Source organism: Sphingomonas pseudosanguinis, assembly GCF_014196255.1.
In the GTDB taxonomy this organism is placed as follows: Bacteria; Pseudomonadota; Alphaproteobacteria; order Sphingomonadales; family Sphingomonadaceae; genus Sphingomonas; species Sphingomonas pseudosanguinis.
Window position 1 is genome coordinate 790,482 of the sequence record NZ_JACIDH010000001.1, and the last position, 21,827, is coordinate 812,308.

A 21,827-nucleotide genomic window follows, 5' to 3' on the forward strand; every position below is an offset into this window, starting at 1 on the left:
ACCACTTTCCTTCCAGCGCATGATCCTCACCCTCCATGACTATTGGAGCGAGCGGGGATGCGTGATCCTGCAACCCTATGACATGGAGATGGGGGCGGGCACCTTTCACCCCGCGACCACGCTGCGCGCGCTGGGGCCGGAGTCGTGGAACGCCGCCTTCGTCCAGCCGTGCCGCCGCCCGACCGACGGCCGTTACGGCGAGAACCCCAACCGGCTTCAGCATTATTACCAGTATCAGGTGATCCTGAAGCCCTCGCCCGCCGACCTGCAGGACCTGTATCTGGGCAGCTTGGCCGCGATTGGCGTCGACATGACGAAGCACGACATCCGCTTTGTCGAGGACGACTGGGAAAGCCCGACTTTGGGCGCCTGGGGTCTGGGCTGGGAAGTCTGGTGCGACGGGATGGAGGTGACCCAGTTCACCTATTTCCAGCAGATGGGCGGATACGACATGAAGCCGGTCGCGGGCGAGCTGACCTACGGGCTCGAACGGCTGGCCATGTATATCCAGGACGTCGACAATGTGTACGACCTGCGCTTCAACGATGCTGGCGTGAGTTACGGCGACGTGTTTCTCGAAAACGAGAAGCAGATGTCGACCTGGAACTTCGAGGTCGCCGACACCGACACGCTGTTCGACGCCTTCAAGAAGGCCGCGGCCGAGTGCGAGCGCTGCCTGGAGGCCAAGCTGCCCATCCCCGCCTATGAACAGGCGATCAAGGCCAGCCACACCTTCAACCTGCTGCAGGCGCGCGGCGTGATCTCGGTGGCGGAGCGCCAGGCCTATATGGGCCGCGTCCGCGATCTGGCGAAGGGCGCGTGCGGCGCCTGGATGGACAAGAACGGCTGGGCCGCGTGATGACCGATTTTCTGCTCGAACTCCGCTCCGAAGAAATCCCCGCCCGGATGCAGGCTGGTGCGCGGGAGAACCTCGCCAAGCTGTTCACCGCCGAACTCGCCAAGGCCGGACTGTCGGCGGGTGAGATCGTCACCTATGCGGGGCCGCGTCGCCTCGCACTGATCGCGCGCGGGCTGCCTGCCGCGACCGAGGCGGTGTCCGAGGAAGTGAAGGGGCCGCGCGCCTCCGCGCCGCCGCAGGCGCTGGAGGGCTTCCTGCGCAAGACCGGACTGACGCGCGAGCAGCTGACCGAGCGCGACGGCGTGCTGTTCGCCATCACCAAAAAGCCCGGTCGCGCCACCGCCGAGGTTCTGGCCGAGGCGATCCCCGCGATCGTCCGCGCCTTCCCCTGGCCCAAGTCGATGCGCTGGGGCGCGGAGTCCGCCTCGACCGAGTCGATGCGCTGGGTCCGTCCGCTGCACGCGATCGTCGCGCTGTTCGGCGGCGAGGTGGTGCCGTTCGACATCGCCGGGATCACCAGCGGCAACACTACGCGCGGCCACCGCTTCCACGCGCCCGCCGAGATCGTGCTGACCGGCGCCGACGCTTACGTCGAGCAGCTGCGCGCCGCCAAGGTGCTGGTCGATCAGGACGAGCGCGCCGCGATCATCCGCGCGCGTGCCTCCGCGCTCGCCGCCGAGGCCGGGCTGGAGCTGGTCGAGGACGAGGGGCTGGTCGCCGAGAATGCCGGGCTGACCGAATGGCCGGTGCCGCTGCTCGGGCGCTTCGACGAAGCCTATCTCGACGTGCCGCCCGAGGTCATCCAGCTGACCGCGCGGGTGAACCAGAAGTACTTCGTCTGCCGTTCGGCCGACGGCAAGCTGGCCAACGCCTTCGTCTGCACCGCCAATATCGAGGCGACCGACGGCGGCGCGAAGATCGTCGAGGGCAATGGCAAGGTGCTCGCCGCCCGCCTGTCCGACGCGCGCTTCTTCTATGAGACCGACCTGAAGACCAAGCTCGACGATCTGCGGCCCAAGCTGGAAAAGATTGTCTTCCACGAAAAGCTCGGCACCGTCGCCGACAAGGTCGAGCGGGTGGCCAAGCTGGCCCGCTGGCTGGTCGAGGAGGGGATCGTTACCGAATCCCCCTCCCGCAGGCGGGAGGGGCTAGGGGAGGGCAGTGCCACGGGCGACGTCGCTGGTGGAGAGGTCCCCCCCCCATCCCCCCCCGTAAACGGAGGGGGCGAGCTTGCCGATCTGGCGGAGCGCGCCGCGTACCTGGCGAAGGCCGATCTCGTCACCGGCATGGTCGGCGAGTTCCCCGAGTTGCAGGGCCTGATGGGCGGCTACTACGCCGCCGCGCAGGGCGAAGACCCGCGCGTGGCTGAGGCGGTTCGCGATCACTACAAGCCGGTCGGGCAGGGGGATGACGTCCCCACCGCGCCGGTGACGGTGGCTGTGGCGCTGGCGGATAAGTTGGATACGCTTGTATCGTTCTTTGGAATCGATGAGCGGCCAACCGGGTCTAAGGACCCCTTTGCTTTGCGTCGTGCCGCCCTCGGCTTGATAGGTCTGATACTCGATAATTCGCTGCGTTGTTCTGACTATGATTTGTTTTATCAAGCGGTAGGCAATTCTGAGATCGGCATCGGCACAGTCGTTGCAGGTGGCTATTTCCACGATTTTATTATCGATCGTCTTAAGGTTCAGCAGCGCAGCAACGGCGTTCGGCACGATGTGATCGATGCGGTGGTTCTGCCTGGTAGCGAAAGCGAGTTTGGAGGAGAGCGAGATCTCGTCCGCCTGCTTGCCCGCGTCCGTGCGCTGCAAGCCTTCGTCACCACCGACGACGGCACCAACCTGCTCGCCGGCTATAAGCGCGCCGCGAACATCCTGAAGAAGGAAGGCGTCGAGGGCGACCAGAGCTGGACCGCGCCGACCTACACGCTCGAACCCGCCGAGGCCGATCTGATCGCCGCGCTCGACGCCGCCGAACCCAAGGCTGCGCAAGCAGTGAAGGCCGAGGATTTCGAGGCCGCGATGGCCGCGCTCGCGTCGCTCCGTGCGCCGATCGACCGGTTCTTCGACGATGTGACCGTCAACGACGCCGACCCGGCCAAGCGGACCGCGCGCCTCGCGCTGCTCGCCCGTGTCCGGGCGGCCGTTCACACGGTGGCGGACTTCTCGAGGATCGAGGGATGAGCTGAGCCGGATCGGGAGACGGGGCGATACGTTCCTGTCTTCCCCTCCGGCAATATCGCCTTATGTACACCGACGCCTGTGTCCCCAGGGCGTCGGACGTGACGACCAGTAAAGGATCGAACCGATGACCTATGTGTACCGCTTCGGCGGCGGCGTTTCGGACGGCGGCAAGGGGGACAAGAATCTGCTTGGCGGCAAGGGCGCGAATCTGGCCGAGATGGCCTCGATCGGGCTGCCGGTGCCGCCGGGCTTCACCATCTCGACCGCGATGTGCACCCGCTATTACGAGGATGGCGAGCAGTTTCCGCAGGAACTGCGCGACGAGGTCGCCGACGGTATCGCGCATATCGAGGCGGTGACGGAAAAGCGTTTCGGCGATCCGGAGAACCCGCTGCTGGTCTCGGTCCGCTCGGGCGCGCGGGTGTCGATGCCGGGCATGATGGACACGGTGCTGAACCTCGGCCTCAACGACCAGACGGTCGAGGGGCTGGCGAAGAAGGCGGGCGACGAGCGTTTCGCCTGGGACAGCTATCGCCGCTTCATCCAGATGTATGCCGATGTCGTCCTGGAGCTGGATCACGGCGCGTTCGAGGAAGCGCTGGAGATCGCCAAGGAGGACAATGGCTTCACCCTCGATACCGAGATGTCGGCCGAGGACTGGAAGGCGCTGGTCACGACCTATAAGGGGCTGGTCGAGGACCAATGGGGCAAGCCCTTCCCGCAGGACGTGCATGACCAGCTCTGGGGCGCGGTCGGTGCGGTATTCGGGTCGTGGCAGTCGGAGCGTGCCAAGGTCTATCGCCGCCTGAACGACATTCCCGCCGACTGGGGCACCGCCGTCAACGTGCAGGCGATGGTCTTCGGCAATATGGGCGACACCTCGGCGACGGGCGTGGCCTTCACGCGCGATCCCTCCAAGGGCGACCGGGCCTATTATGGCGAGTTCCTCATCAACGCGCAGGGCGAGGACGTGGTCGCGGGCATCCGCACGCCGCAGTACCTGACCAAGGCCGCGCGCGAGGAGGCGAACGCCAAGCCCGCCTCGATGGAAGAGGCGATGCCGGAGGTCTATGCCGAGCTGGCCGCCGTCTTCGACCAGCTCGAGACGCATTACCGTGACATGCAGGACATCGAGTTCACGGTCGAACAGGCCAAGCTCTGGATGCTCCAGACCCGTTCGGGCAAGCGCACCGCCAAGGCGGCGCTGAAGATCGCGGTCGATATGGCGAATGAGGGCCTCATCACCCGCGAGGAAGCGATCGCGCGCGTCGATCCGGCGGCACTCGACCAGCTGCTCCACCCGACGCTCGACCCCGATGCTAGCCGCGATGTGCTGACCAAGGGCCTGCCCGCGTCGCCGGGTGCGGCGTCGGGCAAGGTGGTGTTCGACGCCGATGCCGCCGAGCGCGCGGCGGCGGCGGGCGAGGCGGTGATTCTCGTCCGTGTCGAAACCTCGCCGGAAGACATTCACGGCATGCACGCGGCCAAGGGCATCCTGACCGCGCGCGGTGGCATGACCAGCCATGCGGCGGTCGTGGCGCGCGGCATGGGGCGGCCCTGCGTCTCGGGTGCAGGCTCGCTGTCGATCGACAACAAGGCCAAGCTGCTGCGCGTCGGCAGCCGCGAGGTGCGCGAGGGCGATATCCTGACGCTCGACGGGTCGACCGGCGAGGTGATGGTCGGTGCGGTCGCGACCGTGCAGCCCGAGCTGGCGGGCGATTTCGGCACGCTGATGGAATGGGCCGATCAGGTCCGCCGCCTCAAGGTCCGCGCCAATGCCGAAACCCCGCTCGACTGTCAGACCGCGCGCGATTTCGGTGCGGAGGGCGTGGGTCTCTGCCGCACCGAGCATATGTTCTTCGACGCCGCGCGGATCACGGCGGTGCGCCAGATGATCCTGGCCTCGGACGAAGCGGGCCGCCGCGCCGCGCTCGCCAAGCTGCTGCCCGAACAGCGCGCCGACTTCACCGCGATCTTCGAGGTGATGGCGGGTCTGCCGGTGACGGTACGCCTGCTCGACCCGCCGCTGCATGAGTTCCTGCCGCAGCAGGAGGCCGAATTCGCTGAGGTCGCCACGGCGGCGGGCGTCGACGTCGATACGCTGAAGCGCCGGGCAAACGAACTCCACGAGTTCAACCCGATGCTCGGCCATCGCGGCTGCCGCCTGGGCGTGACCTATCCGGAAATCTACGAGATCCAGGCGCAGGCGATCTTCGAGGCGGCGCTGGACGTCGCGGAGAAGTCGGGCGAAGCGCCGATCCCCGAGGTCATGATCCCGCTGGTCGCCACCCGGCGCGAGCTGGAACTGATGAAGGCGGTGGTCGACAAGGCGGCGCAGGCTGTGTTCGCCGAGCGCGGCAAGACGGTCGAGTATCTGGTCGGCACCATGATCGAGCTGCCGCGCGCCGCGCTGAAGGCGGGTGAAATCGCCGAGGTGGGCGAGTTCTTCTCCTTCGGCACCAACGACCTGACCCAGACCACGCTGGGCGTCAGCCGCGACGACGCGGCGCGCTTCCTGAGCGCCTATGTCGAGAAGGGCATCTACGCCAAGGACCCGTTCGTCAGCCTCGATGTCGAGGGTGTGGGCGAACTGGTCAGCCTGGCCGCCGAGCGCGGTCGCGCGACGCGGGCCGGGATCAAGCTCGGCATTTGCGGTGAGCATGGTGGGGACCCGGCGTCGATCGCGTTCTGCGAGCAGGTCGGGTTGGATTATGTCTCGGCCAGCCCGTACCGCGTGCCGATCGCGCGGCTCGCGGCGGCGCAGGCGGCGTTGAAGGCGCGGTGATCTTGGGGGAGGTTTCGGCGGGTTTATCGCCTGGAACCTTCCCTCCCCCATCCCCTCCCGCTTGTGGGAGGGGAGCGTTTTTGGGCAGCGGTTTCGCTTCCTGAAGAGCTGTAGGCCGCTTTAAGTGCTGGACGCTTCCGCTTGGCACGCCCCTCCCGCAGGCGGGAGGGGATGGGGGAGGGCAGGATGTCTCACCGAGCCCCAAACCCACGAAGACATCACCCGTGCGTCGTCACCCGGTTCCCGAAATCAAACCACCCGCGACGCTTCCCCGCCGGATAGGCCGGACGCGCAGCGCTCGCGGCGACCGGGCGGTAAGGTGCCCGCTCCGCCACCGGTGCCGCCGCAACCGGCTGCGCCGTCGCCAGCCGCTGGTTCTCGCGCTCCAGCTCGGCGATGCGGTCTCGCGCCGCCGCCAGCTTGGCCTCGGTCTCCTTCTGGTGTGCGGCATGGGCGTCGCGCTCGGTGGAATAGCGGGTGCGCCATTTGCGGCCGCCCGGATGGCTCGCCAGCCCGAATAGCCAACCCGCGATGAGGACCAGCCCCAGCACGGCGAACTGAGTCGTCGAAGTGAACAGCATCGCGTCGATCCCTGTCTGTTACGTCAGGTCAACGACCGATCGGGCGGAGTGGTTGCGATGCCGCCGGATTTCGCCGGGGCGCGGGTGTTACTTCCCGCCCATCGAGGTCATCAGCGTATCGTTGATCGAGCAGCCGGCCGGCCCCAGGATGACGACGAACAGCGTCGGCAGGATGAACAGGATCAGCGGCACGGTCATGATCGCGGGCAGGCGTGCGGCCTTTTCCTCGGCGCGCATCATGCGCTCGTTGCGGAACTCGGCCGACAGCACGCGCAGCGAGCTGGCGAGCGGGGTGCCGTATTTCTCGGTCTGGATCATGGTCGTCACCACCCCGCGCAGCGCGTCCAGATTGACCCGGGTCGACAGATTCTCGAGCGCCTGGCGGCGGTCGGTCAGAAAGCCCAGCTCGACCGAGGTCAGCTGGAACTCGTCGCCCAGTTCGGGATAGGCGCGGCGCAGTTCGCGCGCGACGCGGGCGAAGGCGGCATCGACGGTCAGCCCGGCCTCGGCGCAGATGACCATCAGGTCGAGCGCATCGGGCAGGCCCTTGCGGATCGCGGCGGTGCGCTTGTCGATCCGGTTCTTCAGCGCCAGATCGGGCGCCTTGTAGCTGAGCACCAGCGTCCCTGCGACCATCATGTAGCGGCTGAACCCGCTCCAATCGGCGAAATCCTCGGTGCCATAGACCCAGAGCGCGGTGCCGCCGCCCAGCACGATCGGCAGCGCCAGGCGGCCGAAGATGACCGCCACCGCCAGCTCCTTCGATCGGATGCCGGCCTGGAGCAGCTTGAGCTGGACCGCCTTGACCTGATCCTCCTGCAGCATCTTGAGCGCGCTGAGCATCCGGCGCATCCGCTCTAACAGGTCGGTGCGCTCGATGAACTGGGCGCGCCGCTTGGGGGTGGGATCGATCCCGGCCTTGAGCTGCTCGCGCCGTTCGTTGAGCGCCTGCACCCGCCTGCGCATCGGATCGCGCGCGCCGATCAGGACATAGCCGGCGACGAGCAGGCAGAGGACGCACACGCCCCACAGCATGGCGGCGGCCGATCCGGCGTCGAGGCCGAGAATCTGGGGTGAGGCGGTCATTCAGATCTCGAAATTGATCATGCGCGACATGATGAAGACGCCTAGCCCCATCCACAAAAGCCCGCCGCCGCCGATGATCATCAGTCGGGGATCGACAAAGAACTTCGCCATGTAAGGCGGGTTGATCATCCAGATCAGGCCGAAGACGATGAAGGGCAGCGCGCCGATGATATAGGCCGATGCCTTGGATTCGGACGACATCGCCTTGATCTTCAGCTTCATCTGCGCGCGCTTGCGCAGCACCTCGGCCAGGTTGGACAGGGTCTCGGCCAGATTGCCGCCGGTCTCGCGCTGGATGGCGATGGCGATCACGAAGAACTGGAACTCGGGCGTCTCCAGCCGGTCGGCGGTTTCCTGAAGCGCATTGTCCATCGTCCGGCCGATGCGCATCCGGTCCGACACGGCGCGGAACTCCTCGCCGACGGGGCCGGGCACTTCCTGCCCCACGACCGACATCGTCTCGCTGATCGGCAGGCCCGAGCGCAGGCCGCGCACCAGCAGCTCGATCGCATCGGGAAAGCGGGTGATGAACCGGTTCGTCCGGCGGCTGATCGTCTTGCTGACGACCATATGCGGTACGAGCAGCCCCAGGCCGACGCCCATCGGCAACGCGAGCAGCAGCGACAAATGCAGCATCACGAGCAGGATCGTCATGCCCAGCGCCACCACGCCGCACGCGATGCCATATTGCCCCAGCGTCCAGTCGCGCCCGGTCCGGTCGAGCCGCTTGGCCAGCTTTTCGGGATTGGGCAGCAGCCGCCCGAACATCTGGTCGACCCGCGTGTCGCTGGCCAGCGCGATGCCGCGCGACGCCGCGACCATCGGCGACACCGGCTTGTCGAGATCGAATGCGACGCGGCCGCGCAATCCCGCGAGCTGCCGCGACTGGCTGCGCGAGGTCTTGGGCGCGGACAGCGCGGCCATCACCAGCACCAGCGTCAGGAACACGCCGCCCGCCAGGATCAGGGTCGCCATCATGCTCATCGGGTCAGTTCGCCCGCGCCCGCTTGGGCAGGAACGCCTTGATGTCGAGCTTTTCGAGCAGGCGGCGCTTGCCGCGCGCCCGATCCGATGCCTGCCCCGCCGCGCAGATAAGCTCCGACAGCGCGATCAGCGGGGCGATGGTGCGCGACGTCTTGCCCAACTCGGCGATCGGCTTGCCGGCCTTCGCCGCCTGGACGACCAGCTTCTGGTCATAGGGGATCAGGAAATCGACCGGGCGCTCGATCGACCCCTCGAAATCGCTCTGCGCGATCTCGGTCTGCGCGGCCGGGTGGACGCGGTTGGCGACGGTGAGCACCTGGGCCTGCGGGGCATGGGTCTTGAACCAGGAGAGCAGGCGGATCGTGTCGCGCGCGGCGGCCAGGGTGAATTCGGTGACCAGCACGATCGTCTGCGCGCTCGTCGCCAGCACGGGCTGCTGGATCAGCATGTCGCGCGGCAGATCGACGATCGTCGTCTCGAAATTGGCGCGCATCTCGTCCTGCAACTGGGTGAAGGCGACGCCGTCGGTCAGGATCGGCGCGGCGATCGGCGCTTCCGCCGACAGGACGGACAGCTTCTCCAGCGCCTTGACCATCGCGCGTTCCAGGAACAGCCCGTCGATGCGGCTGGGATTGTCGATCGCATCGACCAGCCCGCGCCCCGGCTCGAGATCGAGCGACAGTGCGGAGGTGCCGAAATGCACGTCGAGGTCGAGGAGGCCGGTGGTCCGGCCCAGCCGCTCGGCCATCAGCCAGCCGAGCGAGGCGGCGACGGTCGATGCGCCGACCCCGCCGCGCGCGCCGATCACCGTCACGCTGCACGGTGCCTTTTCGGGCGCCATGTCCATCGCGCGCGGGGTGTGCAGCATCGCGCGCGCCTGGCCGATGGTCTCGCGCAGCTGATCGGGATTGATCGGCTTGAGCAGATAGTCGTGCAGCCCATTGGCCAGCAGCGCGCGGTACAGGCGGACATCGTTGACCTGGCCGACCGCGATCACGATCGTGCCGGGTTCGCACACTTCGGCCAGATTGCCGATCTCCCCCACCGGGTCGGAGGTGTCGCTGAGGTCGACGATCAGGATCTGCGGGCTGGCGGACACCGACAGCGCCTGGATCGCGCCGCGCAGGCCGCCCTTGGTCACCTTCTCGGTCGACCAGCCCTGTTCGGCGAGCATCGGGCGCACCGCCTCGGCTGTCCAGTCGTCGCAGACAAAGGCCTGGATGGGATCGCGCCCGATCAGGCCATGGGGCTTCCAGGGGGCGTTCATCACTGTCCTCCCATGCCGGCCATTCCGCCAGGGCCGCCGCCCTGGGTGGCATTGGGGGCGTGCACCACCGTCCCGCCATGGCCGGTCGGTGGCGCCTTTCGGAAGGTATCGATCGCGCGGGTCGCCACCGCGGGATCGGCGCTGGCCGGCCCTTCGACGCCGCGAACGAGGTCGTTGGGATTGGCGACCATCGCGGCCAGGTTGCGATTGACCGCACAGCCATGGTTGGACGAGGTTTCGCCGGTCCAGTCGGGGCCGACATCGCCGGTCCGGTCCGGACAGCCTGGAACGCTGGCGCGCGCGCGGGTGACGACGACGCGGATCATCGCGGGGGCGAGCGGCGCGCGGGCGATCGAACCCGCCGGTCCGACGAGCAGGCCGTGGCGGCCGATGATGTCGGCGATCTGGCGATAGGCGATGGGCGCATCGCCGGCCGGGTCCTCGATCGTCACCCGGTCGCCATAACCCAGCCGCAGATTGTCGGCCCAGCCCGCCAGCCGCTGCGCCTCGTCCCCCGCCAGCCGGTTGCCCGACACGGCGAGGTCGAGAACATAGTCGGCCTGCGACACGACCGGCTGATGCGCGCTTTCCAGGCCCGGCTGGCCGGTGCCGCTGCAACCGGCGGTCAGCGCGAGCAGGGTGATCGAACCCGAAAGGGCGAGGGGCAGACGCATGGAACGGGGCATCCTTGAACGGGCGGTCATTCGGAAAAGCCGGGGGCGGGGGTGCCCTTGCGCAAACGGGGCATGGAGGTCAGCGGCGCGGGGCTTTGCGCGCCCGTCACCGGGCGGCCCTGAACGGGCGCGGCCATCGTCGGCACGGGGCGCGGCTGGCTGGACCCCGCCGAGATACGGCCGAGCAGCACCCGCTCGGCGTCGTTCGGCGCGCGTTCGCCATCGGTGGGCAGCGCGATGTCGGACGGCGAATTGACCGGCTTCACCAGATAGGGGGTGATGATGATGACGAGTTCGGTCTCCTTGCGCTTGAACGCATTGGAGCGGAACAGCGCGCCGATCAGCGGTAGGTCGCCCAGCCAAGGCGCTTTTTCGATCGAATTGTCGCGGGTGTTGGACAACAGGCCGGCGATCATCATGCTCTGCCCCGATCCCAGCTCCAGCGTCGTCTCCGCGCGGCGGGTGGTCAGGGCCGGGATGGTGAACTTGTCCAGCGTCACCGCGCCGGCCGAGGAAATCTCCGACACCTCGGGCCGGACCCGCAGCGAAATGCGGCCATCGGCCAGCACGGTCGGCGTATAGGACAGGCTGACGCCATATTGCTTATAGTCGACCGACACCGTGCCCAGCGACGCGGACATCGGAATGGGGATTTCGCCGCCGGCCAGGAAGGTCGCGGTCTCCCCCGACAACGCGGTCAGGTTGGGATTGGCGAGCGTCGAGACCTGTCCCAGCGTCTCGCCCAGGTCCATGGCTCCCAGCAGGTCCATGCCCAGCACCCGGCCGCCGAGGCCCAGGGTCGTGCGCAGCGGCCCCTGGTTGAAGCCATATTGGGTGCCGATCGTCGTCCCGGCCGCGTTGTTCAGATCGGTGATCGTCCCCGCATTGCGGCCCGACCCGACGCCGAAGATGAAGCCGCTGGAATTGCGGTCGCGGTTCAGCAGATTGACGCCGATCGACTTGACGAAGCTGCGATTGACCTCGGCGATGCGGACCTGAAGATTGACCTGCAACGGGGTCGCGGTCTTCAGGCGGCTGATGACCTTGGTATCCTTGCCGACAAAGGCCTGGACCAGTCGTTCGGCCTCGGCGACGTCGTCGGGCGCGGCGACCGTTCCGGTCAGCAGGATCAGGCCGTTCATCGGCGTCGCCGCGATCTGCGCCTCGGGCATGGCGAGCCGCAGCATCCGGCCGATCGAATCGAAATTGTTGCCGACGCGGACGGTGGTCGCATAGACGACCGCGCCGCCGCGCGCCGTCGCCGACACGGTCGTTTCTCCGGGCTTCTTGCCGAAGATATAGAGCTGCGTCGGGGAGCGGACCTGGACATCGGCGATGCTGTCATCGGCGACGAACAGGTCGGTCATCGGGCGCGGCAGGGTGATCAGCCGCGCGCGACCCGTGTTGATCTCCAACGTGCGGCCACCGGTGTCCTCGCCCCGTGGATCGGCGCGCACGGGGGCGGGCGCGAGGATCAACGGTGCCAGCATCAGTGAGATAGCGGCGGTGCGGCCCAGGGCCGCCCAGGGCAGGTGCTTCGTCATGATCCTTACTGATCCCCCGCGCCGCTATTGGTCGGGCTGGCCGGTGCGGCGTCCGCCTTGGGCCCGCCGCCCGAGCCCCGCGCGACGCGCACGCCGAAGCCTTCGGTGGTGACGGGACCTGTGGCGGCGGGGCCTGTGGCGGCCGGACCCGTGGCGGCGGCGCCGGGGGCGGTCAAGGCGCCGCGCTGGCGACCCGGGACGGTCCGCCGCTGGTAGCGCGAGATGTCGCCGCCGGTGACATAGGAGGCACGGTCCGCCACCGGTGCCGCGGCGCCGCCACCCGGATTCTGCAGATCCTCGGGCCGGTCGGCCAGCGCGCGCAGCGACAGCGAAAGCGTGCCGACCGTCTGCGCGACCGCCAGCTGCTCGGCGATCTTGGGCGTGGCTTCAACCGTGACCGTGGTGAAGGTCTGGATGGGCGTCTTGCCGTCATTGCCCGACTGGCCATCGGTGCGCTGGTCGGTGGCGAGCACGCGGACGTTGCGCAGGATCGTCTCCGACACCTTCAGCGGCGGGCCGTCCCCGCCGCCCGCCACGTCCTGGGTCAGGACGACGTCGATATGGTCGCCGGGAAACACGAATCCCGCCACCCCGGTCTGCGCCGACACCGGCACCGTCACCGCGCGCATTCCCGGGGTCAGCGCGGCGGCCAGGAAGCCGCGATCACCCGATTTGACGACCGCGCCTTGCGTCAGCGGCTGGCCGGCGGTGATCGCGAAGCGAACCACCGTGCCCAGCAGCTTGGACATATCGGTCTGGTCCTTCAGGAAATAGGCGCCGCCGACCAGCTCCTTGGGCCAGGGCTGGAACTTCAGGGATGCGGAATCGATGATGGTCCCGACCGGCAGCGCGCGCGTCGCGACCAGGATTTCGGGGCCGGGTTCGGGCGGGGGCGTGACGATGACGGCGGCACCCGCCTGGGGCGCGGCGCTGCCCGCCGTCAGCGTGCGCGCGAACACGGCGGTCATCCCTGCGACCAGCAGGGCGCCCACCAGCAGTAAGATCTTGCGACTGTCCATCCTGCGTTCTTCGGCTTTCGTGCCGGGCATCCCGCCCGATAAGTTTGGCGTATCAGCTATGCGAAAAGGGGTTAAATATCGGTTCCTGCAGGATCAGCAGCCCAGCCATCGCGATGGCCACGCCGTAGGGAACCTCGATCGCATCGCCGCCGCGCGCACGCCGCAGCCGATGGTCGATCAGCATCGTCAGCGTCACGACCCCGCCGAGCAGCGACATCAGCACCAGCATCCGCAGCAGCACGCCCAGCGGCAGCCACAAGGCGAGCGCCGCGATCATCTTCACGTCGCCGCCGCCCATCATCCCGACCCGAAAGGCCAGCGCAAAGAGCAGGAACATGCCGACCGCCCCGCCGATCTGCAGCAGCGCATCGGGCCAGAGCGGCAGGCCCGATGCCCACCACCACAAGGGGGCGATCAAGGCGATCGCGATATTCTTGCGATCGGCGATCTCGCGAGTGCGCGCATCCTCGATCCCGGCGGACAGCAGCAGCAGGCCGAGCGCGCAGAGCAGGGCAATACGGATGACGGACCAGTCCATAGGGCAAAAGCTCCTAGACGGCGGGGCTTTCCAAACCGTAACCGGGGATCGAATGACCGATGCGCCCGCTTCCGCCCTTGCCCTTCGCCGCCGCTTTCCCGCATCGGCGCGCCTGTCGCGCTGGGCGGCGCCCGATGGCTGGTCGCATCGGCGGTTCGACTGGGCGGCGGTGCGGCCCGTCGGGCGGTTGCTGTTCCAGACCGGGCGTGCCGACATCATCGAGAAATATCTGGAGGTCTTCGCCCATCTGGTCGAACGCGGCTGGAGCGTCACCGCCTTCGACTGGCGCGGGCAGGGGGGATCGGGGCGGCTGAGCCCGGACCCGCATGTCGGGCATGGCGGCGACTTTTCGATACTGGTCGACGATCTGCGCGCCTTCTGGGCCGAATGGCGGGGCGAGGCGGACGGCCCGGCCGTGCTGCTCGGCCACTCGATGGGCGGGCATCTGGCGCTGCGGGCCATGGTCGAAGGCGCGGTCGTCCCGGATGCGCTGATCCTGGTCGCGCCGATGCTGGGCCTGCGCCTGCCGTTCGGGCCGGGCCTGAGCGCGGCGATCATCGGTTGCATGGGCAGCGCATGCCCCACGCGCGGCATCTGGCGCGCGCGCGAATCGGCGGGCATGCACACGCGGCAACGCAATCTGACCCATGATGTCGGCCGCTATGAGGACGAGGCCTTCTGGTATGCGCGGCATCCCGAACTGGCGCTGGGGCCGCCAAGCTGGGGATGGGTGGCGGCCGCACTTCGCTCTATTGGGGGATTGATAACCGACACGCGGCTCGACGCGATGACGGTGCCGACGCTGATGCTGCTGGCCGATGCCGACCGGCTGGTCGACCCGGATGCCGCCGCGCGGACGGCCGCGCGGATCGGCGCACGGCTCGTCCGCTTCGGACCCGAGGCGGCGCACGAGCTACTGCGCGAGGCGGACCCGGTGCGTTTGCGCGCGTTGGCGGCGATCGATGCCTTTCTGGACGAGATCGCGCGGTGACCTGGGACATCGCGATCATCGGCGCAGGCATGGCCGGGGCGAGCCTGGCCGCCGCCATCGGTCCCCGTGCGCGCGTCGTCCTGATCGAGGCGGAGGATCTGCCCGGCCGTCATGCGACGGGCCGGTCGGCGGCCTTCTGGTCGGAAACCTATGGCGGCCCGGCGGTGCAGCCGCTGACCACCGCCTCCGGCCCCGCCTTGCGCGATGGCGGCTATCTGACGCCCTTGGGGTCGCTGCATATCGGGCGGCGCGAGGATGCGGGCCGGATCGACCGACTGCTCGCCGATTTCGAGGGCAGCGGTGTCGAGTTGCAGCGCGTCGATCCCGCCGCGCGTGTGCCAGGCCTTCGCCCCGAATGGGTGCACGGCGTGTGGGAGCCGAGCTGCGCCTATATCGATGTCGCCGCGCTGCATGCCGATTATCTGGCGGCGGCGAAGGCGGCGGGTGCCGCGCTGATAACCGATGCCGCGCTGCTGACGGCGGAGCGGCGCGACGGCATATGGCGGCTGGAGACCAAGGCCGGCCCGGTGCGGGCGCGGCTGCTGGTCAATGCGGCGGGCGCCTGGGCCGATACGGTCGCCGGCATCGCGGGCGCGGCGCCGATCGGTATCACCCCCTATCGCCGCACGATGATGCAACTGCGCACCGACCCGCCCGCGCCCGCCGGCCTGCCGCACGTCATCGACATCAACGGCCGATTCTATTTCAAGCCCGAGGCCGGCGGCCGGCTCTGGCTGACCCCGCATGACGAGACGCCCAGCGTCCCCTGCGACATCGCGCCTGAGGAATGGGACGTGGCGGTGGCGATCGACCGGCTGGAGAAAACGGTCGACTGGCACGTCGAAGCGGTCGAGCGCCGCTGGGCCGGCCTGCGCAGCTTCGCCCCCGACCGCGCGCCGGTCTATGGGTTCGACCCGAAGATGCCGGGCTTTTTCTGGTGCGCAGGGCAGGGCGGCTTCGGCATCCAGACCGCGCCGGCGGCGGCGGCGTTGGCGGCGGGATTGCTGCTGGGGGAGAAGGATGTGCCTGCGGGGGTGGATGCGGCACGCTATGGCGTGGGGCGGTTTTTAGCCTAGCGTTGCATTTGACCGCTATCGCTAAAACCTGGACGCTTCGGCAGGCAATCTAGCTGGCCGAAAGCAGCCATTCGTTCCGCGCGATCATTCCCATTTCGCCATCCTCAAGGGCCAGTTTCGGGAAAACGCAATCGGGAACATATTCTGGGAAAGTGGACGCTTCGGGCATCATACGGTGCGATCGCCAGGGCGGCATTCCCCACAACGGGTTCGTTTTCGGGAAGGGTCGTGTTCGGCCGAGGCGCCGGCTAGGTATGGATGATGTCCTTTCTTGATGCCGCATCCAGCGAAGGGCCGTTTGTCCTCACAGAGCACGATGCCGTCGACGTTCTTGACCTGTATGCTCGGTGTATCGACTACTTCATGTTGCAGGACGGGGAGCCGGCGACGCTGGCGGATGCGATCGAGCTGTTCTGGGATGTTCCGGAGGAAAAAAGTGCGGTCGATCAGACCGTAATGGGCTGGCGGGGCGAGAATGGGCTCATGGCGGTGGGCGCCATTCTACGCGACTACCCAAGCAATGGTGTCTGGTATCTCGGGTTCATGATCGTTGATGCAGCCGCCAGAGGAAAAGGCATCGGCAGGTCTATCTATGACGTGATCGAGCGATGGGCGGTGGATCGCGGCGCGCAGGAAATACGCCTTGCCGTGCTTGAGGTGAACGGGGCAGCGGAAAGGTTCTGGCGGTCGCTAGGTTACAGAGAGCTTCGGCGGGTCGGTCCTGACACGTTCAAGGCGCGAAGCCATCATCGCGTTGAGCTGTGCCGGCTTTTAGGCGGCAATCTGCCCGCGTAGCCCGGCTCGTGGGTGCAATTGGCATTCCCGATCCTTTTTGGGAAAGGTGGGATGGCGCAGCGTCGGCTGTGGGGGCGGCATCCTCATAAGCGGAATGTCCGCCACCCATTCATTTCACCCTTTGTCGACGTGGCGGCGTTCGTCCTACTTCCGAAACGTCTCCGCCGCATCGCTCGCCAGCTTGTCGGCGCGTTCGTTGTCCGGGTGGCCGGCATGGCCCTTCACCCATTTCCATTCGATCTGGTGGCGCTCCGCCGCCGCGAGCAGCGCCTGCCAGAGTTCGGCGTTCTTGACCGGCTTCTTGTCCGCCGTGCGCCAGCCGTTGCGCTTCCAGCCGTGAATCCATTTGGTCAGGCCGTCCATCACGTATCGGCTGTCAGTCGACAGCGTGACGGCGCAAGGACGCTTCAGGGCGTTCAGCGCCTCGATCGCCGCCATCAGCTCCATACGGTTGTTGGTCGTCAGGGCCTCGCCGCCCGACAATTCCTTTTCATGCACGCCCGATCGGATCAGCGCGCCCCAGCCGCCGGGGCCGGGATTGCCCTTGCACGCGCCGTCGGTGGCGATCTCGACCGGGGTCACAGTCCGGCCTTTCCATCGCGATAGGCGATATAGCGCCGCCAATAGGCGAGCGGGTCCTTGCGCGTCACCAGCGCGTCGGCGGGGGTGTTGAGCCAGTCCCAGGCGCGCGACAGGGCGAAGCGCAGGCATGCCCCCATGGCCAGCTTGGCGAAGGCCGCGCGCTCGGTGTCGGTCAGCGGGAAGTGGCGTTCATACCCCTCGATCAGCGCCCCGCCGATCTCGGGCGCATAGGTCTCGCCGCTGGCATCGAAGCTCCACGCCGAGTGCATGACGGCGAGGTCGTAGACCCGGTAATCGGTGCAGGCGAAATAGAAGTCGATCAGCCCCGTGACCGTGTCGCCCAGCACCAGCACATTGTCGGGGAACAGGTCGGCATGGATGACGCAGGTGTCGAGCGCCTGATCGTCCCAGCCGTCGAGCACCGCGTCCAGCGCCTCGCCCATCGCGTCGTGCAGGCCCGGCGCGATCCGGTCGAGGTCGCGCCCGCATTGCGCGAACAGCGGCCGCCAGCTGGCATGGCCCATCGAGTTCTCTCGGCGCTGCGGGAAGTCGGCGACCGCCCGGTGCATCGCGCCCATCGCATCCGCCGCCGCCAGCGCCTGCGCCGGGGTAGGGTGGGACAGCGATACGCCGGTCAGGAACTGGATCAGGCAGGCGGGGCGGCCCGCCAGTTCCTGAATCTCGACGCCCTCACGGTCCTTGATCGCGGGCGGCACGGGCAGGCCCTTGGCCGCCAGATGGTCGAGCAGTGCGAGGAAGAAGGGCAGGTCGCCCGCCGCCACGCGCTTTTCGTACAGCGTCAGGATGAAGCGCGCGGTCGTGGTGTCGACCAGATAATTGCTGTTCTCGACGCCTTCGGCGATCCCCTTGGCGGAGATCAGTTGGCCAGCGTCATAGCGTGCCAGAAACGCGGACAGCGCCTCGGCCGAAACCTGCGTATAGACGGCCATGGGTCAGGCGGCCGCTTCCAGCCCGCGCGGCAGCTTGAAGGCGATGGTCTCGCGCGTCGTCTCTTCCTCGCGCTCGGTAACGGCGAAGCGCTCGGACAGACGATCGACCAGTTCGCGCACCAGCAGCTCGGGCGCGGAGGCGCCGGCGGTCAGGCCCAGCGTCTTCACGCCGTCCAGGAAGGCCCAGTCGAGTTCGGCGGCGCGCTGGATCAGTTGCGCGCGCTTGCCCGCCCGCTCGGCCACTTCGACCAGCCGCAGCGAGTTGGAGGAGTTGGGCGCGCCGATCACCAGCACCGCGTCGCACTCGGCGGCGATCGCCTTGACGGCTGCCTGACGGTTCGAGGTGGCGTAGCAGATGTCCTCGCCGCGCGGCCCCTGGATCGTCGGGAACCGGCTCTGCAACGCCGCGATGGTGGCGGCGGTGTCGTCGACCGACAGGGTGGTCTGGGTCAGGAAGGCGAGGTTGTCGGGGTCGGCGGGCGTGAACGCCTCGACATCGGCGACGGTCTCGACCAGCGACATCGATCCCTGCGGCACTTGGCCAAAGGTGCCGATGACTTCCGGGTGGCCGGCATGGCCGATGAAGACGATGTGGCGGCCCATTTCGACCAGCCGTTCGGCCTGGCGATGGACCTTCGACACGAGCGGGCAGGTGGCGTCGAAATATTCCAGGCCCCGGCTCTCGGCATCGGCGGGCACCGACTTCGGCACGCCGTGCGCGGAGAAGACGACATGCGCGTTGGCCGGCACCTCGTCCAGTTCCTCGACGAAGATCGCGCCCTTGGCCTTCAGGCTGTCCACGACGAACTTGTTGTGGACGATCTCATGCCGGACATAGACGGGCGCGCCATGCTTTTCGAGCGCCAGCTCGACGATGCGGATGGCGCGGTCGACGCCCGCGCAGAAACCGCGCGGGGCGGCGATCAACAGGTCGAGCGGCGGCTTCGGAGCATCGGTCATGGATGCGGCTCTACGCCATTGCTTGCGTGCGTCCAACCCGGTTCCTATGCTGGCGGCCAAACCGGCATCCTGCTTCGGCATCCAGAATAGGCGTTTCGACCTGTGAAAGCATCGTTTCTCGCTCCCGTCGCCCTTGCGCTCGTTCTGGGGGGCTGTGCCCGTACCGGTGAGATCGACGCCTCGGGCGGCATCACCGCCGTCCGCTCGGCCTGTCCGGTGGTCGGCGTCGCGGCGGGGACCGGCGACATCACGCTGTTCAAGACGCCGGGCGCGACCGACGAGGGCGCGATCGATCTGGTCGCCAACATGACCAATGTCCGCTCGACCTGCGCCGATGCGGGGGCGGACATCGTCACCACCGTGACCTTCAATGTCGAGGCGCGGCGGACCGACACGGCGGCGGCGCGCGACGTGACGCTGCCTTACTATGTCGCGATCGTGCGCGGCGGCACCAATGTCGTCGCCAAGCGGGTGGCGCAGGTGAGCGTCCATTTCGACGCCGGCCAGGCGCGCGGGCAGGTGGCGGGCGAGGCCTCGACCACCATCGCGCGGTCGGCGGCGACTTTGCCCGACGATGTCCGCGAGAAGCTGACCCGCCGTCGCAAGGCCGGTGACGAGGATGCGGCGGTCGATCCGCTGAGCCAGCCCGAGATCCGCCAGGCGGTGGCCAGCGCCAGCTTCGAGGCGCTGGTGGGGTTCCAGCTGACCGAGGCGCAGCTGAAGTACAACGCGACTCGGTGACCCAGCCGCCCCTCCACCACGCCCTGCGGGCGCGGTCCCCCTCCCCAAGCGAGCTTGGGGAGGAATGAGTGTCGTCTGCAAATCCTCCCCATCTCTGATGGGGAGGGGGACCGCTCGCGAAGCGAGTGGTGGAGGGGTTTCTCCCGACCAATCCCACAATCCACAACATTGATCGCACCCGCCGCCGTTCCCGATTGACTTGACGCAACCCGCCCGGCAGAGGGCGCGGCGTCGATGTCGGACATGTCCGACATAGGCGCGCGCGGGAGAGCGCCGGGTTCATCTTTCAGGTGACGACAACCCGGCCGCCGAAGGAGCAACCACCCCGGAATCTCTCAGGCAAATGGGACCGCGCGATCGCCATCGACACTCTGGAAAGCGCGCCTCGGCCTCGGGCCGTCGTGCCACCGAAGGGGTAAGCCGGAATTTCCGGCGAAAGCTCTCAGGTTCCGTGACAGAGGGGGATCGGATCGGGTAAGGACATTTGCGTCCCTAGCCGACACCCTTTTGACGGAGACCGGCCCCGTGAGCGACGCAACCGACCTGAACGTAGAAGACGCCCCCGAGGGTCAGGAGATCATCCAGACGCTGCCGCTGGACGCATGGCATCGTGCGCGCGGCGGGCGGATGGTCCCGTTCGCGGGCTATGAAATGCCGGTCCAGTATGAAGGCATCATGGCCGAGCATCTCTGGACCCGCGAGTCGGCAGGTCTCTTCGACGTCAGCCATATGGGCCAGGTGGTCTTCACCGGCGAGAACGGTTTGGCCCCGGTCATCACCGCGCTCGAAAAGGTCCTGCCGGGCGACATCACGGGTCTCGGCGATCGCAAAAACCGCTATTCGCTGCTGCTGAACGAAGAGGGCGGCATCCTCGACGACCTGATGGTGACGAAGCGCACCCTGGACGGCGCCGAGGAACTCTACATGGTCGTCAACGGCGCGACCAAGTATGACGACATCGCCTATCTGCTCGACTTCATCCCTGATGATGCAACGCTGAACCTGCTCGACGAGCAGGCGCTGCTGGCGCTCCAGGGGCCCAAGGCGGTCGATGCGCTGTCGCGGATCGTGCCGGGCGTCGAGGCGCTGGTGTTCATGACTGCCGCCGACTTCGTGTGGAACGACGTGCCGCTGTGGATCAGCCGCTCGGGCTATACCGGCGAGGACGGCTACGAAATCTCGATCCCGGCCGAGCATGCCGCCGCTTTCGCCGATCTGTTGTGCGAGCAAGCGGAAGTGAAGCCGATCGGCCTGGGCGCGCGCGACTCGCTGCGTCTGGAGGCGGGGTTGCCGCTCTACGGCCATGACCTCGATCCCGAGACGACGCCGGTGATGGCCGATCTGGGCTTCGCGCTCGCCAAGAAGCGTCGCGAGGCGGCCGACTTCCTGGGTGCCGAGCGTATCCTCGCCGAGCGCGAGAACGGCCCCGCCGTCAAGCGTGTCGGCCTGACCGTCGCGGGTCGCCAGCCGGTGCGCGAAGGTGCCTCGGTGGTCGCCGAGGACGGTTCGGTCATCGGCCGCGTGACCAGCGGCGGCTTCGCCCCCTCGATGGGCGCGCCGATCGCCATGGCCTATGTGCCGACCGAGCTGGCCGTCCCCGGCACCAGCGTCAAACTGCTTCAGCGCGGCAAGACCCATGACGCCACCGTCACGGCGATGCCCTTCGTCCCCCATCGTTACGTTCGTTCAGGAGCCAAGTGACCATGAGCCGCTATTTCACCGAAGATCATGAGTGGATCGACGTCGACGGTGATGTCGGCACGGTCGGCATCTCCGATTATGCGCAAGGAGCCCTGGGCGACATCGTGTTCGTCGACGTCCCCGAGGAAGGCCGCGAGCTTTCCAAGGGCGACGAGGCCGCCGTGGTCGAGTCGGTCAAGGCCGCGTCGGACGTCTATGCGCCCGTCTCGGGCACTGTGGTCGAGGGCAATGCCCAGCTGGCCGACGAGCCCGCGCTGGTGAACAGCGACCCCGAAGGCGAGGGCTGGTTCTTCAAGATCACGCTGTCGGACGCGTCCGAGCTGGACGGCCTGATGGACGAAACCGCCTACGCCGCGTTCGTCGCGAAACTCTGATCTTCTTACTCCCCTCCCGCAGGCGGGAGGGGCCGGGGGAGGGGACTCGCTCTCCCCCGACTATCAGGCTCGTTGAAGCCGACTGCCCTCCCCCGACCCCTCCCGCCTGCGGGAGGGGAGAAGAAGGGGACGGGCGA

At 67.7% G+C, this 21,827-nt stretch carries 20 protein-coding genes and 1 riboswitch; of the genes, 9 read left to right on the top strand and 11 right to left on the bottom strand.

The window, feature by feature from the left end; all coding sequences use genetic code 11:
• The first annotated feature begins 19 nt into the window (after nucleotides 1-19).
• From GGR48_RS03820 to ppdK, 3 genes are all read left to right on the top strand, one after another.
• Nucleotides 20-859 (top strand): glycine--tRNA ligase subunit alpha, encoded by an 840-nt coding sequence (locus GGR48_RS03820; RefSeq protein WP_183950518.1) that lies wholly within the window; start codon nucleotides 20-22, stop codon nucleotides 857-859.
• Nucleotides 859-3,042, top strand: a complete 2,184-nt coding sequence (gene glyS, locus GGR48_RS03825) for a glycine--tRNA ligase subunit beta (RefSeq protein WP_183950519.1) — start codon at nucleotides 859-861, stop codon at nucleotides 3,040-3,042. The genes GGR48_RS03820 and glyS overlap by 1 nt, the downstream gene beginning before the upstream one ends.
• Nucleotides 3,043-3,166: 124 nt before the next feature.
• Complete coding sequence (gene ppdK, locus GGR48_RS03830; protein ID WP_183950520.1) at nucleotides 3,167-5,827, top strand: pyruvate, phosphate dikinase; 2,661 nt, start codon at nucleotides 3,167-3,169, stop codon at nucleotides 5,825-5,827.
• Between the two features lie 218 nt (nucleotides 5,828-6,045).
• Here ppdK and GGR48_RS03835 read toward each other — a convergent pair whose 3' ends face one another.
• The 8 genes from GGR48_RS03835 to GGR48_RS03870 form a co-directional block, all read right to left on the bottom strand.
• A complete protein-coding gene (locus GGR48_RS03835) occupies nucleotides 6,046-6,408 on the bottom strand; it encodes a hypothetical protein (RefSeq protein WP_183950521.1) in 363 nt (120 codons plus the stop codon).
• Nucleotides 6,409-6,495: 87 nt separating this feature from the next.
• The gene (locus GGR48_RS03840; protein ID WP_183950522.1) at nucleotides 6,496-7,494 is read right to left on the bottom strand and encodes a type II secretion system F family protein; all 999 of its coding nucleotides are present in this window, start codon (nucleotides 7,492-7,494) and stop codon (nucleotides 6,496-6,498) included.
• The gene (locus GGR48_RS03845; RefSeq protein ID WP_183950523.1) at nucleotides 7,495-8,478 is read right to left on the bottom strand and encodes a type II secretion system F family protein; all 984 of its coding nucleotides are present in this window, start codon (nucleotides 8,476-8,478) and stop codon (nucleotides 7,495-7,497) included. It abuts the gene before it with no gap.
• 4 nt (nucleotides 8,479-8,482) lie between these two features.
• Complete coding sequence (locus GGR48_RS03850) at nucleotides 8,483-9,745, bottom strand: pilus assembly protein CpaE (protein ID WP_183950524.1); 1,263 nt, start codon at nucleotides 9,743-9,745, stop codon at nucleotides 8,483-8,485.
• Nucleotides 9,745-10,419, bottom strand: coding sequence for a CpaD family pilus assembly protein (locus GGR48_RS03855; protein ID WP_183950525.1), 675 nt, complete (start codon nucleotides 10,417-10,419; stop codon nucleotides 9,745-9,747). Before GGR48_RS03855 ends, GGR48_RS03850 begins: the two co-directional genes overlap by 1 nt.
• Before the next feature lie 26 nt (nucleotides 10,420-10,445).
• Nucleotides 10,446-11,963 (bottom strand): type II and III secretion system protein family protein, encoded by a 1,518-nt coding sequence (locus GGR48_RS03860; protein WP_183950526.1) that lies wholly within the window; start codon nucleotides 11,961-11,963, stop codon nucleotides 10,446-10,448.
• A 5-nt stretch (nucleotides 11,964-11,968) separates the two neighbouring features.
• Nucleotides 11,969-12,982 carry a Flp pilus assembly protein CpaB gene (gene cpaB / locus GGR48_RS03865; RefSeq protein ID WP_183950527.1) on the bottom strand — a complete coding sequence of 338 codons (1,014 nt, stop codon included), beginning with the start codon at nucleotides 12,980-12,982 and terminating at the stop codon, nucleotides 11,969-11,971.
• Nucleotides 12,983-13,034: 52 nt separating this feature from the next.
• Nucleotides 13,035-13,520: an A24 family peptidase gene (locus GGR48_RS03870; protein ID WP_183950528.1), complete on the bottom strand. Its 486-nt coding sequence runs from the start codon at nucleotides 13,518-13,520 to the stop codon at nucleotides 13,035-13,037.
• Nucleotides 13,521-13,572: 52 nt separating this feature from the next.
• Between GGR48_RS03870 and GGR48_RS03875 the strand changes: the two genes are divergently transcribed.
• The 3 genes from GGR48_RS03875 (at nucleotide 13,573) to GGR48_RS03885 (ending at nucleotide 16,382) form a co-directional block, all read left to right on the top strand.
• A complete protein-coding gene (locus GGR48_RS03875; RefSeq protein WP_183950529.1) occupies nucleotides 13,573-14,511 on the top strand; it encodes an alpha/beta fold hydrolase in 939 nt (312 codons plus the stop codon).
• Complete coding sequence (locus tag GGR48_RS03880) at nucleotides 14,508-15,587, top strand: FAD-dependent oxidoreductase (RefSeq protein ID WP_183950530.1); 1,080 nt, start codon at nucleotides 14,508-14,510, stop codon at nucleotides 15,585-15,587. The genes GGR48_RS03875 and GGR48_RS03880 overlap by 4 nt, the downstream gene beginning before the upstream one ends.
• A 261-nt stretch (nucleotides 15,588-15,848) precedes the next feature.
• Nucleotides 15,849-16,382 (top strand): GNAT family N-acetyltransferase, encoded by a 534-nt coding sequence (locus GGR48_RS03885; protein ID WP_183950531.1) that lies wholly within the window; start codon nucleotides 15,849-15,851, stop codon nucleotides 16,380-16,382.
• Nucleotides 16,383-16,526: 144 nt separating this feature from the next.
• Here GGR48_RS03885 and rnhA read toward each other — a convergent pair whose 3' ends face one another.
• The 3 genes from rnhA to ispH are packed head-to-tail and all read right to left on the bottom strand — an operon-like array spanning nucleotide 16,527 to nucleotide 18,874.
• On the bottom strand, nucleotides 16,527-16,964 hold the full coding sequence (gene rnhA / locus GGR48_RS03890; protein WP_183950532.1) for a ribonuclease HI: 438 nt from the start codon (nucleotides 16,962-16,964) through the stop codon (nucleotides 16,527-16,529).
• Nucleotides 16,961-17,914: a homoserine kinase gene (gene thrB, locus GGR48_RS03895; protein ID WP_183950533.1), complete on the bottom strand. Its 954-nt coding sequence runs from the start codon at nucleotides 17,912-17,914 to the stop codon at nucleotides 16,961-16,963. Before thrB ends, rnhA begins: the two co-directional genes overlap by 4 nt.
• A 3-nt stretch (nucleotides 17,915-17,917) precedes the next feature.
• On the bottom strand, nucleotides 17,918-18,874 hold the full coding sequence (ispH, locus tag GGR48_RS03900) for a 4-hydroxy-3-methylbut-2-enyl diphosphate reductase (RefSeq protein ID WP_183950534.1): 957 nt from the start codon (nucleotides 18,872-18,874) through the stop codon (nucleotides 17,918-17,920).
• A 102-nt stretch (nucleotides 18,875-18,976) separates the two neighbouring features.
• On the opposite strand from ispH, the gene GGR48_RS03905 reads away from it, so the two are divergent.
• The 3 genes from GGR48_RS03905 (at nucleotide 18,977) to gcvH (ending at nucleotide 21,690) form a co-directional block, all read left to right on the top strand.
• Nucleotides 18,977-19,615, top strand: a complete 639-nt coding sequence (locus GGR48_RS03905) for a hypothetical protein (RefSeq protein WP_183950535.1) — start codon at nucleotides 18,977-18,979, stop codon at nucleotides 19,613-19,615.
• 253 nt (nucleotides 19,616-19,868) lie between these two features.
• Nucleotides 19,869-19,977, top strand: a riboswitch (glycine riboswitch).
• Nucleotides 19,978-20,140: 163 nt separating this feature from the next.
• Complete coding sequence (gene gcvT, locus GGR48_RS03910; RefSeq protein ID WP_183950536.1) at nucleotides 20,141-21,316, top strand: glycine cleavage system aminomethyltransferase GcvT; 1,176 nt, start codon at nucleotides 20,141-20,143, stop codon at nucleotides 21,314-21,316.
• Between the two features lie 2 nt (nucleotides 21,317-21,318).
• Nucleotides 21,319-21,690 (top strand): glycine cleavage system protein GcvH, encoded by a 372-nt coding sequence (gcvH, locus tag GGR48_RS03915; RefSeq protein ID WP_183950537.1) that lies wholly within the window; start codon nucleotides 21,319-21,321, stop codon nucleotides 21,688-21,690.
• Nucleotides 21,691-21,827: the final 137 nt, after the last annotated feature.